This window comes from Flavobacterium sp. NLM (assembly GCF_002210235.1).
GTDB classification, from domain to species: Bacteria; Bacteroidota; Bacteroidia; order Flavobacteriales; family Flavobacteriaceae; genus Flavobacterium; species Flavobacterium panici.
The window spans coordinates 98,506-116,623 of the sequence record NZ_LIAC01000004.1; the positions used below are offsets into that span (position 1 = coordinate 98,506).

Below are 18,118 nucleotides of genomic sequence, written 5' to 3' on the forward strand. Positions count from 1 at the left end.
AAAAACATTTAAAATTTTGATCTTCTGCCGGTTGATTGTTTTGAGTTTTGGCAGGAAGATTTTTTTTCTTAAATATTTCTTAACGAAAGTAAATTGTAGAGGTGTTGTATTGTAGAACAGATGTTGCATATTGTGCAACAAATGATGCAAAAAAAGTATCTGAACCCTTATTATAAGCGAAATGAGCACATTCAGCAGAAAAACCAGCGCTGAGGTATTGCTAAAATTTTCACTTAAAAAATAGTGTTTGTTTAAAAAAGGACAGGAATATTTTTGATATGTTGATTTTTATTGGAAGTCAAAAGCTGTGATTTTTGAAAAAATTGACTGACAAAAAAAGAGCTTCAGTTTTAAACCGAAGCTCTTTAGTAATTAGTTTTTGTATAGTTTATTCTTTTGTCTTTTTTTCCTGAGTCGGTAAATGACCGTATTTAACTTTATAACATTTGGCAAAATAGGAAGGAGAAGTGAACCCAACTTTATAGCTTATTTCATTAATATTATTGTTTCCTTGTTCAATAAGCTGTTTTGCTTTTTCCAATCGTACATTTCGAATAAATTCGTTTACAGAAACACCAGTTAATGTTTTTATTTTTCGGTACAGCTGACTTCTGCTTAAGTAAATTTTTGAAGATAAAAGTTCTACCGTCAATTCTGGTTCGCTGATATTTTCGTTAATAAAATGCAGGATTTTTTGAATGAAATCATTATCCAGCGATGTTGTTTTATCTTTTCCTTGTTTGGTGATTCCGCTGTAAAATTTCTTAAACATAATTTGTCTGCTTGTAATAAGCTGCGCCAGACTTGATTTTAAAATATCCAGTTCAAATGGTTTGCTCAAATACATATCTGCACCAGAATCAATTCCTTCTAATCGATCTTTTACCATTGCTTTTGCCGACAGCATTAACAACGGAATGTGACTTGTTTTTAAATCTCCTTTGATGTTTTTACACAATTGCAGCCCATCCATAACCGGCATAATAACATCTGTAATAATTAAATCCGGTAATTTCTGTACCGCTAATTCGTAGCCTTTTTTACCATTTTCGGCAGTAATTACTTTGTATGATTTGCTTAATTCTTCTTTTAGATAATTTCTTAATTCAGGATTATCCTCCACAATTAAAACGGTGTATGATTTTGTTGTTTCTTCTGCAGCATTATCAATGATTTCGGTTGTAAAATCATCTTCGTCTGTTTGATTCTTAACAGGCTCAAATAAAAACTGGTTTTTGTTTTTTTCTATTTTGAAAACCTCATTAACGATTTCATTTTTCTTATAAAGAGAATTGCCTAAAGGAAATGTTACTTTAAATTTTGTGCCTTTGCCAACTTCACTTTCCACTTCAATTTTTCCTTTATGAAGTTCAATAAATTGTTTTACGACTTCTAAACCAATTCCGGTGCTGCCGTAATAATCTTTATTGACATTATTAACCTGATAAAAACGGTCAAAAATTCTGTTTAAATCTTTTTTACGAATTCCAGAGCCAGTGTCTGTAATAGTTATGGAAAATGAAGGCACTTTTTCTCCATAAATGATCAAAGCATTTTCTGTTTCAGATGTATCTATAGCAATAGTTATTGAACCATTATCAGGTGTAAATTTGAATGCGTTTGAAATAATATTAAAGAGTATTTTTTCCAGCATTTTAGGATCGAGCCAGTCTTCGAGTTCATCTTGTGATGATTCAAAATTTACTTTAATGTTTCGGGCAGCGGCTTCTTCATTAAAATAGCCAATAATTCCTTCTGTAAAAGCAACAACTTCAATTTTCTTTGCCTGAAGCGAAATTTTATTGAACTCTAATTTATTAAAATCCATAAGCTCATTAATCAGTCTGGAAAGTCTGTCTGAGCTTTTGTGTACGATTTTTAATTTGTTATGTATTTCAGGAGATATTTTTTTACTCTTTAAAATATCTTCCAGCGGATTAATAATCAGCGTTAAAGGTGTTCTGAACTCATGCGAGATATTCGTGAAAAACTGTAATTTTTTATTGTTTAATTTCTCTAACTGAATGGTTTTTTCCTTTTCTAAAATAATAGCCTGCTTCGCTTTAAAACGATTTTGATAAATTTTATTGATATATTGAATCAGGAAAATTAAAATAGCGGCATATATCAAATAAGCCCAAATGGTTTTCCACCACGGAGGAAGGATTTTTATTTTTAATTCTAATTGATTATTGCTCCAGGAACCATCTGCATTTGCCGATTTTACTTTAAAAGTATAATTGCCCGGCGCAAGGTTTGTATAGGTTGCCGTTCTGTTATTTCCGGCATAATTCCAGTCTTTTTCAAAACCTTCCAGATAATAAGCGTATTGATTTTTTTTAGAATAATTGTAGTTAATTCCCACATATTCAATCGTAAAAACCGATTGTGTGTAGTTGAGTGTAATTTCTTTAGTCTGCGAAATTACTTTGGTCAACGGCGAAGCTTCTTCATTTGGTTTTACAGATCGGTTGAATAATTTAAAATCACTGAAATACAATCTTGGGGCTTTTTCGGCTTTTTTAATTTCGTTGGGATTGAAATAATTTACGCCTTCATAACCTCCAAAATACAACTCTCCATTTCCATCTTTAAAAACGGCATTATTATTAAAATCGTTATCAATAAGACCATCATCTTTATTGAAATTGGTGCTTTTTTTATTTTTAAAATCGAGTTTTGTTAAACCAGATCCGCCGCTTACCCATAAAGAACCGTTATTGTCTGAAATTATCGCACGAACTGATTTCTCCTTAAAACCCGGAAAATCATCATAATTAGAAAATGTCTTATTCTTTTTATTGTAACTAAACAATCCCTGACCGTCAGTTCCTAACCAAATTGTTTTATCGTTAGATTCATAAATAGATAAAATACTTTGAATACTGTTGTGTTTATTAATGCCACTAAACATGGCATCGCGCATTTTGGTGACTTTAAAATTCGATTCGTCTTTTAAATTTACCTGATACAATCCTAAAATTGTTCCAACCCAAAGCACATTATCGGAGTCTACAAAAACTTTACGAATAAAAGCGTTATCCAAAGCATTTTCGGCAAACGGTTTAGAGTCGCAATGCACAAATGTGTTGGTTTTATTGTCAAAATAATGAAGTCCTTTGATGAAAGTTCCAATCCAGATTCGGCCTTTTGAATCTTCTGAAAAGCTGAAAATTCGATTGGATGTTAATCCTGTATTTGAAGTATTATAATTTACGAATCGGGTAGTGCCATTTTTTAAAAAGTAAATGCCGCGATCCCAGCTTCCTATCCAGGTATTTTGTTTGCTGTCGATAAATATCGTTTGAATGTCAATAGCATCTAAACCAGAGTAATAACTTTGATTGTTTTGATTAACGTGAATGTAGCTTTTATCGGTAAGATTATAAATATCAAGTCCTCCGCCTTCATTACTGATTAATAAATTTCCTTTTTTATCTTTTATAACCGAAGTTACAAAGCTGGTTTGTAAAGAATTATCATTATTAACAAGTGATTCAAGCGAATTGAATTTGTTATTAGGTTTATCAAAAACACCAAGTCCTTTATTGAAATAGCCTAACCAAAGTCGTTTTTCTTTGTCTTCGTATAACGACCAGACAGAATTAGATTGTAAACTGAAACTATTGTATTTGCTATGCAGGTATTTTTTAAGTACTTGCCCTTTATAATTTACAACTAGTAATCCGTCATTTTCGGTACCGCAAACAATGTAATCCAGACTGCTTTTTACAATCGATAAGATTTTGTTTTTGGTAATCGCGTATTTTTCAAATTGGTAATTATCGGTTTCCGGTTTAATTTTTATCAGTCCGTTTTCGGTTGTTCCCAGCCAGATATATCCAAATTGATCTACAACAAGACTTTCTATATCGTCGAGCAAAGGTTCTCTTTTAAATTTATCTTTATAAACCTGTTTTACTTTTCCGTTTAAATCAATTTCTAAAAGGCCGTAACTGGTTCCTAAATAAATAATACCCTGCTTATTTTTTACCGAAGATTTTATTAGAAAATTAGGTTTTTCCAAAACTTTTGACTGAACTAAAGTTACTTTTAAAGTCTTAGTATCCAATTTGAATAATCCGAAACCGTACGCGCCTAAGAATAAATTACCGTTATTATCTTCGATAATTGTTTTTACGGTAATAGGTTCGCTGTATCCTTTTCGTATTACATCTTCAATATTGATTTTGGTAAAATTATCTAAATCCCTGTTGTACAAACATAAACCTTCATCTGTACCGACCCAAAGGTTATTTTTAGAATCTATAAAAGTGGTGTAAATAAAGTTACTGTTTACAGAGCCGGGTTTTTTATCATATTTATATCCAAAATAATTTACGCCGTCATATCGGTATAAACCAGCGCCGTTTGTGCCTATCCAGATAAAACCGTTGTTATCCTGAATGATAGAAGAAACAGCTCTTTTTGAAGTAGTTTCCTGTATGCTTCTAAATTGATAGCTGTCAAATTTGCCTTGTGAAAACAGGCAGTTTGTAAGCAAAAAGAAGCATACAAGAATATATTGGATATTTTTCATTTGCATTTTTAATGTGGTTATTGGTCAATTTTAATTGAAAATAAAATTTGCAATTGATTTTATTTTAAGCATATACGAAACAATATTAATAAAACTAAATTGAACCTTTACTTTTTTATAGAAATTTAGCCTGTCACCAAAAAAACCTGAGCCGATTAATAACCTTAAAAAGGTATTATCGTACTCAGGTTATTAGGTTGTTTGCTTAAGAATAAATCCAGATGCTTCGGACAATGGCATTGGCTTAAGCTTTTAAAAAATAAAATTATTGTTAATTAAATCCGTTTTTATCTGCGTCTTTACGAAGTAAATCTGTTTTATCCGCGTCAAAATTAGACGCTGATTTTACTGATTCGCTAAAGCGAAAACGCTGATAAAAACAGATTTTTCTAATTATTTTAGTTCAAATTTAGTCGTAAGTCCTTCATTTGAATTCCAGCCCACCATAACATTAAACAAGCCCGGTTCAACTAAAAATTTTCCATTGTTGTCATAAAAACCTAATTCCTTATCGGTTAAAGTAAAATGAATTGTTTTAGTTTCTCCCTTTTTTAATTCGATAAGTTCAAAACCTTTTAATTCTTTTACAGGTCTAACAATACTTGCTACAGGATCGTTTATATACAATTGAACAACTTCTTTTCCGTCAAAATTTCCGGTATTAGTAACTTCAACAGAAACCTCGATTTTTTCTCCTTTTTGGAAAGAAGCTTTTGCAATTTTTAGATTTTTATAAGCGAAAGAAGTATAGCTTAATCCATAACCAAAAGGATATAAAGGTGTTTTCTCCACATCTGAATAATGCGACCAAAAAACATTTTGATCTTTATCTGTAGGTCTTCCGGTATTGTATAAATTGTAATAAATAGGGCATTGGCCTACATTTCTAGGAAATGACATTGGCAGTTTTCCACTTGGATTATAATCTCCGTATAAAACCTGTGCAACTGCATTTCCGGTTTGAGTTCCTAAATGCCACGCTTCAACAATAGCAGGAATATGTTCTGCTGCCCACGGAATACTCAACGGACGTCCGTTATTTAAAACCAAAACGATATTAGGATTCACTTTATAAACTTCTTCTAACAATTGCTGCTGATTTCCAGGTAAGCTTAATTCAGTTCTGCTTCGTCCTTCACCGCTTTGAAAACCAATTTCACCCAAAACCATTACGACAACATCGGCATTTTTTGCAGCTGTTTTTGCAGCTTCAAATCCAGAAAAATCAGTGGTGTTAAGTTGTACTTCGTTTAAAAATGATTGTTTATTTACAGCGACATCAGTTCCTTTTTCATAAATTAATGAGTTGTCTTTATATTGCTGCATTCCTTCTAAAACAGATACTGCGGTATTATCATCAGCAGCAATTCTCCAGCTTCCCAGCGGACTGTTTTTATCATTTGCCAAAGCTCCAATTAAAGCGATTTTAGCGCCTGATTTTTTCAGAGGCAAAATGTTTTTATCATTCTTCAATAAAACAATTGATTTTTTTGCCATGTCCAAAACGCCGTCATTATTAGATTTGCTGCCAATGTTTGCTTTTTCACGGTCTTCATCACAATATTTATACGGATTGTCAAACAAACCTAATTCAAATTTTACACGAAGAATTCTGCGTACGGCATCGTCAATTACACTTTCTTTAACCAATCCGTTTTTTACTAGTTTAGCCAATTCCGTCACATAAACATTAGATTCCATATCCATATCAGAACCTGCAATGGCTGCTTTTTTAGCAGCATCGGCGGCATTAGCAGCGTAACCGTGTGTAATCATTTCGCCTATAGAAGCCCAGTCAGAAACAACAAAACCTTTAAATCCCCAGGCACCTTTTAAAATATCTCTTTGTAAAAAAACATTTCCCGTTGCAGGAACTCCATTTAGCGTATTAAAGGAATTCATAAAAGTGCGGATTCCCGCATCAACAGTTGCCTTAAAAGGCGGTAACACCGTATTATAAAGCTTTGAATTACTCATATCAACGCTGTTGTATTCTCGTCCGGCTTCTACAAAACCATACGCGGCAAAATGCTTGGCGCAAGCTATAATGGAGTTATTATCGAATTTTTCGCCCTGAAAACCTTTTACTCTTGCCGTTGCAATTTTACTTCCTAAATATGGATCTTCGCCAGCGCCTTCCATAACGCGTCCCCAGCGTGCATCATTGGCAACATCTACATTTGGCGCAAAAGTCCAGTTTAATCCAGATGCCGAAGCTTCAAGCGCAGCCACACGAGCCGAATTTTTAATGGCTTCTAAATCCCAGCTTGCAGATTCTGCGAGCGGAATAGGGCTTAGGGTTTTATAACCATGAATTACATCAAAACCAAATAGTAACGGAATCCCAAGACGGGTTTCTTCAACGGCAATTTTTTGTACGGCTCGAACTTCCTTAACGCCTCGAACGGTTAACATAGAACCAACCCATCCTTTTTTTATATTGTTGTATTTTTCTTCATTAGATCCAGATTCCGGTTTTGGTCCGGTAACATCCCATGAACCGTTGTATTGGTTCATTTGTCCAACTTTTTCTTCTAATGTCATTTCTTTCATCAAAAGTGTAATGCGGTCTTCAATAGGTTTATTAGCATCCATATGTTTTTTGGTTTGAGCATAACTGTTTCCATAAACGATCAGCACTAAAAATGCATATCTTTTAATTTGTTTTTTCATCATTGTGTTTTTGGTTTTATACTAGATAGTTTGAATACAAGGTTGTAAATGTAGTTTTTGCAGTATTAATTAGAATAATAGATTTGAAGCATTATATGATAGAAATGATGTATTTGTATTCTTTTCTGATCAAATAAGCAGTAAAGAGAGCTGTATCAATAACAGATTCTAAAAGTATCACGAGCCATTCTTCGATTAAAATATCGGTGTCCCATATTGTCAAGACATTAGGCTATATATCCATTTTTTCAGATTTTTTATTTCTTGAAATTTGCCAGCGTTACCACCAATACATTATACGATACTGTTATGAAGACCAGATCGAGAAGAATATTTATAAAACAAACAGGGCTTGCGCTGGGTGCAGTAATGCTGCCTTTGAGTTTGGTTTCGTTTAAAAAACAATATACTATGAAGGATGTTTCTTTTTTTGATGTTATTATTATCGGGGGAAGTTATGCCGGACTATCTGCAGGGATGGCTTTAGGCAGGGCGCTCAAAAAGGTTTTAATTATTGACAGCGGTTATCCCTGTAATATACAGACGCCGCATTCACATAATTTCCTGACTCAGGATGGTAAAGCGCCAAAAGAGATTGCAACTCTTGGTAAAGATGAAGTCTTAAAATACGAAACTGTGCAGTTTCATGAGGGAGAGGCTGTGATGGCCAGCAAGGTGAGCGGCGGATTTGAAGTCTGTATGCTCTCAGGAATTATATTTAAAGCCAAGAAGCTTATTTTTGCCAGCGGGATTAGGGATATTCAGCCTCAATTGAATGGTTTTTCAGCCTGTTGGGGTAAATCTATAATTCATTGCCCTTTCTGTCATGGATACGAGGTTAAAAACAGACCCACAGGAATTCTTGGAAATGGGGATGCGGGATTTGAATTCGCCAAAATGATTTCGAACTGGACACAGGATCTGATTTTGTTTACCAATGGTCCTTCTACGCTTACACCAATTCAGATGCAAAAATTACAATCATATAATATTAGCATTATTGAAAAGCCAATTGCTTATTTTGAACATAAAGAAGGCTATCTGGAACATATTGTGTTTTCGGATTTAACAGACTATCCTTTGAAAGTTTTATATGCCAAGCTGCCTTTTGTACAGAAAAGTGTACTGCCTTTAGCTCTTGGCTGTGATTTCACGGCTCAGGGACTTATAAAAGTTAATGAATTTCAGAAAACGTCTGTATATGGTATATCTGCATGCGGTGACAGTGCAAATCCGCTTCGATCTGTTTCCAATGCTGTTGCGTCTGGCACGGTAGCAGGAGCTATGATCAATAAAGAACTTACAGATGATACTTTTTAATTAATATCGACTACGATTATGCCAAGTAAAGGTCAGAAACTTGAGAATCCTCACACGGGTGATACTTACGAATTTTTAGAAACGGCTGCCGATACCAATGGGAATTATATCAAGGTGATGGTTACTTTGAAATCAAAGGGAGTCAGGATGCCAGATCATATCCATACCGTGCAGGATGAGTTTTTTGAGGTACTGTCCGGTAAATTGACAGTTATAGACAGGAGAGAGAAAATAATTATTTATCCGGGTGGAGAACGTTTTTTTCCAAAAGACCGTCCGCACAATCATTATAACAATCATCTGGGCAAAGTGATTTTTATCCAGACTGTTTCTCCGGCGCTGGACTTTGATTATTTGCTGGAAACCCTGCACGGGCTCAGCTGTGATGGTAAAATTAGAAAAGGAAAAATTGGTTTTTTGCAGCAGATGGTACTGCTGAAGTACATAGAAAGTAAAAGGGTGCTGGCCGATGTTCCCCTGGGACTTCAGAACGCTCTGGTGAATGCGCTTGCACCCCTTGGGCGTATTTTAGGGTATAGAGCGGTCTATAAAAAGTATTCCGGAATAGAGAAATAAAACCGGCGCCTTTACTTATTGCTGCTTCCTGAAATCAGAAGGTTTCAGGTTAGTGGCATTTTTAAAAAATCGGCTGAAATGCCCTGCATCGCGAAAACCCAGTTCATAAGCTATTTCTTTAATAGAAAGCGTTGTATAGGTAAAAAGCCGTTTGGCTTCCATTATGATTCGGTCCTGAATAATGACTGACGGGGAGCTGTAATTAAATCCATTAAAAATTCGGGTAAGCGTTTTGGGTGTTTTGTGAAGCTGACCTGCATAATAACGTACCTGATGCTGGTTTTTAAATTCCTTATCGACCAGAATATTAAACTGTCTTATAAGATCAAATTTTTCTTCCTCATAAATTTTCCCTGCCAGATACTGTTCTTTGGCCAGCCGTGTAGTTAAAATGATAAGTCTTTTGAGGAGCATCTGCAGCATATCGGTCTGAATGGTGTCGATGGTTTGAAATTCTTCAATAAAGAGCTGCTTTAATACATTGAATTTTTCCCGGCAGTCTTCTTTTAGACTTAAGAACTGATTTCCTCTAAAACCAAAAAACAGCACACCAAAACAGCTGATTTCAAAATTGCTGTCCACATTGCAGTAAAAATCTCTTGAATACTGCCAGGCTGTGATCTGCTCCGGTTTTTCAAAACTGTAATCCTGAGCAGAAACCAACGGTATAATACTATAAGGAGGAAACTGATGAAGTTCCCCATTAATTACAATCTGCTGGGACTGTTCCCCATTAAGGGCAATGGTGAGCAATAAGTCTTCATTGAGTCCATTTTTATTGAAATAAGATGGCGTGGATTCCTGATGTGTAAAAATCAGTTTGGCTTTGGTTTTTGGACAATGGTGTATAAGCTGCATATATCAATGGATTATTGGTGCTGCGGCTGCAAAACTATTGATAATCTGTTCAAAAAAATGAAATTGGGAAAATTCGTCAAGTCTTTGAGAAATATGTCCCACTCTTTTTGCAGAATCCCTATTTAGATTTGCATGCATTAAAAGTTAAAACCTAAATTATTACTAATGAAAACACTGCCATTTTCCTTTATCAGGACTTCTTTTTTTGTCCGGCCTGTGATGATAAAAATTCCATTGGGACCACCGCCGCTTGATGATCTGCTGCCGAAGTTTTTTGTAAAACCCGAAAGGCCCTTAAAATTACAATGAAAAATTCAGAATTTATCTTTAAAAAATCTAAAAAAATACCTGTATGAAAACAACCTTTAAAATCTCTTTATTTTCTTTTCGTTTTTTAGCTGCAGCTTTTGTCAGTGTTTTATTTGCTGTGGCCTGCAGCAGTGAACCTTCTGATGCCGAAACGGATCCAAAGGAAGAAGTTACGACCCCAGCCGAGCCGATAAACAATCCCGCTGCTGATCCGCTGGCGTGCAAAAAGAAGCCAAGCCAGATTATCTACGGTCTTCATAAAATCGATGTGAAGTACAATGATAAGGATCAGGTGGTTGAATTTACAACCAATATGGTCAATGACAGAAAACTTTCCGATCCGCCGATTAAGACAGTTTATACGGTTAGCTATAATGCACAGGGCAAACCCGAGAAGGTAAACAAGTCAACTGCAGACAAGGCTGATGGCCATTATGTCTTGGAATATAATACTAAGGATCAGTTAAGCAAACAATCAGAGTATGATGCAGAGGGTAAACTGGTGTATTACACCAATGCGGAGTATGACGCAGCTGGACAATTGAGCAAGATTACCACTTTTAAAGAAGGCAATGATAATGGTATGGATCTGAGTAATACCTATGAATTCACTAACGGTAATCTGAGTAAAAAGACAACCAAAAATTTGTTTGACAATGATTCCAAGGAATACTACAACGCAGATTATAAATATACGTATGAGGATAAAGAAATGAAAGTAAAGCCAATTTTTGACGGCCCTTTAGGACTGCGTATTTTGGCCAATATTGCGCAGAGCCCTACGCTGCAGTACCAGTCTGTAGATTACATTGCGCAGTATTTTCAGGTGCATGAAGCTAGTGCCAGCAAAAATATGCTTAAAAATATTGAAATTATTGCCCACCGCTACGGAACACGTGATACAACGAACATTGATTATTCTTACGAGTATGACGCCGATGGGTTTCCTACGTTTGAAAAAGCAGTATTAAAAAACATTACAAGACGGAAGTCCAATGGTTTGTTTGGTGCTGAGATCATTACCACGACACCTCATAACCAGACTGTGAAATTAAGTATTGAATATAAGTGTAAGTAAATAAACCATCTTCCAAGTAAAAGCTCCTGCTGTGTCAGGAGCTTTTTTTTGTCTTGTTTTTATGGATTTGGAAAGTTATTTTATGCTTTAAGGACTTTTCAAAGATTATTGTAAAATAGATAATTTACCTCTATCTTATATTTTAAATGTGTTTTACTTCGTTTTTCAAGAAAGTAATATTTTTTTAATGTTTTATTCTTTTCTTAAAATTTATAGCAAATCATTTTACATTTAATAATCATCTTACTTCTTACAAATACTTTTTTTAAATAAAACTTAGTATTGTGGCTATAAAATTTAATTAATATTTTTTTTACAGCTATTTTTTTTGATATTATCAATATAAATATTACACAACCGATTGTGTTGTATTTGTTTTTTGTTATATTTGTTTCAAATACACTTATTGAATAAGTTGATATTTGACTTCATTTAAATCAATTTTAGGATTAACATTTTTATCATAAATCGTTGAAGAGCGGTTATTAAAATTCAGGCATTATTTAAACTTATATAACAAATTTAATTATAGTAATGAGTGTTAATCTTACAGTTACCTTATACTGGTTTTGAGTTTGTTAGTTGAAGCCGGGAGGCATTCTCCCGGCTTTTAATATTTTCTAATAAATAAAGAGTATACAAAATGATTAAAAGGAATATCTTTTTTTTGACAGCAGTACTATTTTTATGTTTTTTTGAAGGAACAGCTCAAAGCACGAATCTGAAAAAAACACAGTCTAAAAAAACCGCTGTTTTTTCTAATGTTAGTTATGTTGGTGACGATCAGGTTTATAATGAGAATCCATTACAACCGGATGAATTTTATACGCCAATTTTACAAGGCTGTTATCCTGATCCTGCCATTACAAAAAAAGGCGATGATTATTACATGGTCTGTTCTTCATTTGCCATGTTTCCCGGTGTACCTATTTTTCACTCTAAAGATTTAGTAAACTGGACAGATTTGGGCGGAGTTTTAAATAATGTTTCAGAGTTTAATCCGCATGATACCGGAATCAGCGAAGGCGTTTATGCTCCCGGAATTACTTATAATCCGCATAATGATACCTTCTATATGATTGTGACCGCATTTTCCGGCGGACTGGGAAATATTATTGTGAAGACAAAAGATCCTATGAAAGGCTGGGGAAGTCCTATAAAATTAGGCTTTGGCGGAATTGATCCTTCCATTTTTTTTGATGATAACGGCAAAGGTTATATTGTTCATAATGATGCTCCGGATAAAGGAAAAGAATTGTATGAAGGACATCGTGTTATAAAAGTTTGGGAATATGATCTCAATACAGATAAAGTAATCCCCGGAACGGATAAAATTATTGTAGACGGAGGAGTAGATCTTTCTAAAAAACCAATCTGGATTGAAGCACCGCATTTATATAAAAAAAACGGAAAATATTATTTAATGTGTGCCGAAGGAGGAACAGGAGACAACCACAGCGAAGTTATTTTTATAAGTGATACTCCGAAAGGGCCTTTCAAACCGTCATCAAATAATCCGATACTTACGCAGCGTTATTTTCCAAATGACAGAACTAATAAAGTAGACTGGACGGGTCATGCTGATTTAATTCAAGGTCCGAATAATAAATATTATGGCGTTTTTTTAGGCATTCGCCCAAATAATCAAAACAGGGTAAATACAGGGAGAGAAACTTTTATACTGCCTGTAAACTGGTCGGGCGATTTTCCTGTTTTTGAAAACGGATTAATTCCAATGCAGCCAAAATTAAAAATGCCGACAGGAGTTACAAATAAAACAGGAAAAGATGGTTTTTTTCCGAACGGAAATTTCACGTTTACCGAAAATTTCACCTCTAAAAAATTAGATTACAGATGGATTGGATTAAGGGGTCCGCGCGAAAACTTTATTTCTCAGAGTAAAAAAGGCTTAGAAATAACTCCATTTGAAGTAAACATTAAAGAGGTTAAACCCACTTCTACACTTTTTTACAGACAGCAGCACAACACATTTTCATTTACTGCCGCGGTTGATTACAAACCAGAGTCAGAAAAGGATTTAGCCGGTATTGTCTGCCTTCAGAGTGAACGTTCTAATTATGTATTTGGAATCACAAAAAAAGGAAATGATACTTTTATTTTATTAGAAAGAACAGAAAAAGGGCAGTCAAAAATTATAGCAAGTTCTAAAATCAAAATAACAAATTCATTACGCCTTCAGGTTAAAGCAAAAGGAGACAGCTATGAATTTAGTTATGCTGTCAACGGCGTTAATTTTGAAAACTTAGGCGGAGCAGTTTCCGGAGATATTCTTTCAACCAATGTCGCCGGAGGTTTTACCGGAGCATTGATCGGTTTATATGCTACGGTTGTCAATGATGCGCATCCGGAATAGTTGTTCATTTTTAAATCTTCAAACCAAAAACAAATTTGTAAATAATGAAATCAATAAGCAGGTTTTTAAAATTCGTAATTCTTTTTTTAATAGTCCAAAAAGGATATTCTCAAGATTCAGATTTTCATATTTATTTGAGTTTAGGACAATCCAATATGGAAGGTTACGCTAAAATTGAACCGCAGGATAAAGTTAATGTTAATCCGCGTTTTCAGGTTTTAGCTGCAGTCGACTGTCCTGAAATGGGACGTGAAATGGGAAAATGGTATACAGCAGTTCCGCCTTTGTGCAGATGTACAACCGGACTTACTCCAATAGACTATTTTGGAAGAACGATGATATCTAATCTTCCTGAGAAAATAAAAGTTGGCGTTATAAATGTTGCTGTTGGAGGCTGTAAAATAGAACTTTTTGATAAAGATAATTTTGAAACGTATGTTGTAGGTTCTCCGGATTGGCTAAAAAACATTGTAAAAGAATACGACGGAAATCCATATGCAAGATTAGTAGCAATGGCAAAAATTGCGCAGAAAACTGGTGTTATAAAAGGTATTTTACTGCATCAGGGAGAGTCGAATACAGGTGATACGCTTTGGCCTCAAAAAGTAAAAATTGTATACGATAATTTAATAAAAGACTTAAATCTCGATCCTAAAAAAGTGCCGTTACTTTCTGGAGAAACCGTAAATGAAGACCAGAACGGTAAATGCGGCAGTATGAATGCAATAATTGCAAAACTGCCTCAGGTTATACCAAATTCCTATGTTATTTCTTCAAAAGGATGTAAGGCTGAACCTGATTTTCTACATTTTAATGCGGATGGTTACAGAGAATTGGGCAGACGTTACGCTGAAAAAATGTTATCATTATCCGGTTATGCATTATCTAATGGAAAAGAGTCTTTTATAGTTCAGGCTCCACTTGGATTTGATGTGGTTAACCCAAATGCAGAAGAAGGAAAAATCGAGACAGTAACTTACGAATCTAAAACGGTAGGTTCGATTAGAAAAGCTACGGTTTATACACCGCCGGGTTTTAACAAAAAGAAAAAATATCCTGTTTTATATCTTTTACACGGAATAGGAGGCGATGAAAAAGAATGGCTGAACGGAGGAAATCCGCAGGTTATATTAGATAATCTTTACGCTGAAGAAAAAATTGAACCCATGATTGTGGTGATGCCAAACGGCAGAGCAATGAAAGATGACAGCGCTACAGGAAATATAATGGACCCGGAAAAGGTAAAAGCTTTCAGTGTTTTTGAAAAGGATCTTTTAAATGATTTAATTCCATTTATTGAAAAAAAATATCCTGTTTTAAAAGACAGGGAACACCGTGCCATTGCCGGTTTATCGATGGGAGGTGGACAATCTTTGAATTTCGGATTAGGAAATTTAGATAAGTTTGCCTGGGTAGGAGCATTTTCGGCAGCGCCAAATACGAAGCTGCCGCAAGAATTACTGCCGAATCCCGAAGAAGCAAAAAAGAAACTCAAACTGCTTTGGATTTCATGCGGCGATAAGGACTGGCTTATAGAAAACAGCTCACGTACACACGATTACTTATTTAAAAATAATGTGCCTCATATTTACTATATCGAACCGGGTGTGCATGATTTTAAAGTATGGAAAAATGGCTTATACATGTTTTCACAGTTTTTATTTAAACCAGTCGATCAGTCAAAATTTGCAGCATATACCATTTTAGGCAATCCTGCCCAGACTAATATCCGTAAAGCTGAATATCCTCAAATATTACCGGATAACAGGGTTATTTTTAAAATCAAAGCCCCGGAAGCCTCAAGATTACAAATTGATTTAGGCAAAAAATACGATATGGTAAGGGATTCAGAAGGATTTTGGACTGTAACAACTAATGTCATAAATCCGGGATTTAATTACTATTCGTTACTTATTGATGGTGTCGCTGTGGCTGATCCGGCAAGTCAATCATTTTATGGTATGGGACGTATGGCAAGCGGTATTGAAATTCCCAATAAAGAAGGGGATTTTTATGCCTTAAAAAATGTTCTGCATGGAGAGGTAAGAATCAAACAGTACTTTTCAAAAGTAACTAATTCGTGGCGTGAGATGTATGTTTACACACCGCCCGGTTATGAAAATGCCAGCGAAAAATATCCGGTTTTATATTTATTGCACGGAGGAGGTGAAGATCAGACAGGATGGGCTTCTCAAGGTAAAGCGAATTTAATTTTAGACAATTTAATAGCCGAAAATAAAGCAAAACCAATGCTGATTGTAATGCTTGACGGAAATGTAGCAGGAAGTGCAGGCTTCAATGAAAATGCACTTAAAGCTTTTGAAAATGAATTAAAAACAGAGGCAATACCTTTTGTAGAAAGTAATTTTAAAGCAGCAAAAGATCCTAAAAACAGAGCGCTGGCCGGTTTATCGATGGGAGGATTGCAGACACTTTATGCAGGGATTAAAAATTCAGATATGTTTTCCAGTATTGGTGTGTTTAGTTCAGGATGGTGGGCCAATAATACAGCTTTATCAGAACCTCAATATGAATTTATGAAAAACAATGCAGCAACAATTAATTCAAATATTAGAGAATTATGGATTTCAATGGGCGGTAAAGAAGATATCGCTTATGAAAATTGTAAAATAATGATGAAGAAATTCGACGAGATGGGAGTTAAATATAAATACAGTGAATATCCGGGCGGGCATACCTGGCCGGTATGGAGACACGATTTATTTCAGTTTGCCCCATTGTTATTCAATTGAAATCTTTTTTTTAAGATAACCAGCGTCCGAAAGTAATAGGAAAGTGTAAAGGTTTTTAATTCAGTTAGAAAGAAGATGAAAAAATATTTAAGTGTCATATTACTGTTTTTTGGAATTTCATTAGCTGCACAAAAAGCACAGAACCCTGTAATTTTTGCAGATGTTCCTGATTTGTCCATCATTAGAATTGGCAGTGATTATTTTATGAGCAGTACGACGATGCACATGAGCCCGGGCGTTCCAATTATGAAATCAAAAGATTTAATTAACTGGAAAATAATAAATTATGCTTCTAATACTTTAGGAAATACAGACGAACTAAATCTGGATAATGACAAAAACAACTATGGTCGAGGCTCTTGGGCAAGTAATATTAGATTTCACAACAATACATTTTATGTAACCACTTTTGCCCAGACTACCGGAAAGACTTATATATACACGACAAAAGATATCGAAAAAGGACCTTGGAAAGAAATTAGTTTTAGTCCGGCATATCACGATCACAGTATTTTGTTTGATGATGATGCCAGCGTTTATATGGTCTATGGAAATGGTAAACTTTTTATCAAAGAACTAAAGTCAGATTTATCAGGAATAAAAGAAAACGGGTTAAATCAGGTTTTAATCGAAAATGCCAGCAGTCCGGCAGGAAATGCTATTATGCTTGGCGCAGAAGGTTCTCAATTGTATAAAATAAAAGGTAAATATTATCTATTTAATATTGTCTGGCCAAAAAACGGAATGCGCACAGTGCTTATTCACAGAGCCGATAAAATTACGGGACCATGGGAAGGGAAGATTGGCTTGCAGGATTTAGGAGTCGCACAAGGAGGTTTAATTGATACTCCAGACGGAAAATGGTTTTCGTACTTATTTAGAGACTACGGAGGCGTAGGACGTATTCCGTATTTTGTTCCGGTTAAATGGGAAGACGGCTGGCCAGTTTTGGGCGAAAACAACAAAGTGCCCCAATATTTAGATTTACCTGAAAGTAAAGGATTAATTCCGGGAATTGTGAATTCAGATGATTTTAATCGAAAAAAAGGAGACAACGATTTGCCCTTAGTCTGGCAATGGAACCACAATCCAGATAATTCATTTTGGTCAGTTAAAGAAAGAAAAGGTTATTTAAGATTAAAAACAGCTTCGATAACAAACACTTTTACCCAGGCTAAAAATACGCTCACACAAAGAACGTTTGGGCCAGAATGTTCAGGAATAACTCTGCTGGAAGTTTTTAAAATGAAAGAAGGTGGTTTTGCAGGGCTTTCTTTACTTCAAAAAGATTTTGGTCTGGTTGGCATAAAAGCCGAAAATGGATCAAAAAGAATTGTCATGGTTGAAACCATAGATGGCATTTCAAAAGAAATTCAAAGCGTTCCCTTCACCGGAAATAAAATCTATTTTAAAGCAGCATGCAATTTTAAAGACAAAGCAGATTTGGGCTGGTTTTACTATAGTCTGGATGGAAAAGAATGGATTGGTATAGGAAACGTAATAAAACTGCCCTATACGCTTCCTCATTTTATGGGCTATCGATTTGGTCTTTTTAATTATGCAGAGAAAGATTTAGGAGGTTATGTTGATTTTGATTATTTCCATCTTGACAATAAAAATTAAATGATAAACGAAGA

Annotated in this window: 9 protein-coding genes; 6 read left to right on the forward strand and 3 right to left on the reverse strand. The window is 34.8% G+C overall.

Annotated features, from left to right (window positions below; all coding sequences use genetic code 11):
* Window positions 1–388: 388 nt before the first annotated feature.
* Together APR43_RS05835 and bglX are read right to left on the reverse strand one after the other, a co-directional pair.
* Window positions 389–4,540 carry a hybrid sensor histidine kinase/response regulator transcription factor gene (locus tag APR43_RS05835; protein WP_053470933.1) on the reverse strand — a complete coding sequence of 1,384 codons (4,152 nt, stop codon included), beginning with the start codon at window positions 4,538–4,540 and terminating at the stop codon, window positions 389–391.
* 393 nt (window positions 4,541–4,933) lie between these two features.
* On the reverse strand, window positions 4,934–7,213 hold the full coding sequence (gene bglX, locus APR43_RS05840) for a beta-glucosidase BglX (protein ID WP_053470934.1): 2,280 nt from the start codon (window positions 7,211–7,213) through the stop codon (window positions 4,934–4,936).
* 309 nt (window positions 7,214–7,522) lie between these two features.
* On the opposite strand from bglX, the gene APR43_RS05845 reads away from it, so the two are divergent.
* Complete coding sequence (locus tag APR43_RS05845; protein WP_088636395.1) at window positions 7,523–8,533, forward strand: NAD(P)/FAD-dependent oxidoreductase; 1,011 nt, start codon at window positions 7,523–7,525, stop codon at window positions 8,531–8,533.
* A gap of 18 nt (window positions 8,534–8,551) precedes the next feature.
* A complete protein-coding gene (locus tag APR43_RS05850; protein ID WP_053470721.1) occupies window positions 8,552–9,109 on the forward strand; it encodes a cupin domain-containing protein in 558 nt (185 codons plus the stop codon).
* Between the two features lie 15 nt (window positions 9,110–9,124).
* Here APR43_RS05850 and APR43_RS05855 read toward each other — a convergent pair whose 3' ends face one another.
* A complete protein-coding gene (locus APR43_RS05855; RefSeq protein ID WP_053470722.1) occupies window positions 9,125–9,967 on the reverse strand; it encodes a helix-turn-helix domain-containing protein in 843 nt (280 codons plus the stop codon).
* A gap of 352 nt (window positions 9,968–10,319) precedes the next feature.
* Between APR43_RS05855 and APR43_RS05860 the strand changes: the two genes are divergently transcribed.
* The 4 genes from APR43_RS05860 to APR43_RS05875 all read left to right on the forward strand — a co-directional run bounded on the left by APR43_RS05860 (window position 10,320) and on the right by APR43_RS05875 (window position 18,104).
* A complete protein-coding gene (locus APR43_RS05860; protein ID WP_053470723.1) occupies window positions 10,320–11,354 on the forward strand; it encodes a hypothetical protein in 1,035 nt (344 codons plus the stop codon).
* A gap of 643 nt (window positions 11,355–11,997) precedes the next feature.
* Window positions 11,998–13,728: a glycoside hydrolase family 43 protein gene (locus tag APR43_RS05865; RefSeq protein ID WP_053470724.1), complete on the forward strand. Its 1,731-nt coding sequence runs from the start codon at window positions 11,998–12,000 to the stop codon at window positions 13,726–13,728.
* 44 nt (window positions 13,729–13,772) lie between these two features.
* Window positions 13,773–16,481, forward strand: a complete 2,709-nt coding sequence (locus tag APR43_RS05870) for an alpha/beta hydrolase-fold protein (protein ID WP_082356380.1) — start codon at window positions 13,773–13,775, stop codon at window positions 16,479–16,481.
* A gap of 75 nt (window positions 16,482–16,556) precedes the next feature.
* Window positions 16,557–18,104 (forward strand): glycoside hydrolase 43 family protein, encoded by a 1,548-nt coding sequence (locus APR43_RS05875; protein ID WP_053470725.1) that lies wholly within the window; start codon window positions 16,557–16,559, stop codon window positions 18,102–18,104.
* The last annotated feature ends 14 nt before the right edge of the window (window positions 18,105–18,118 follow it).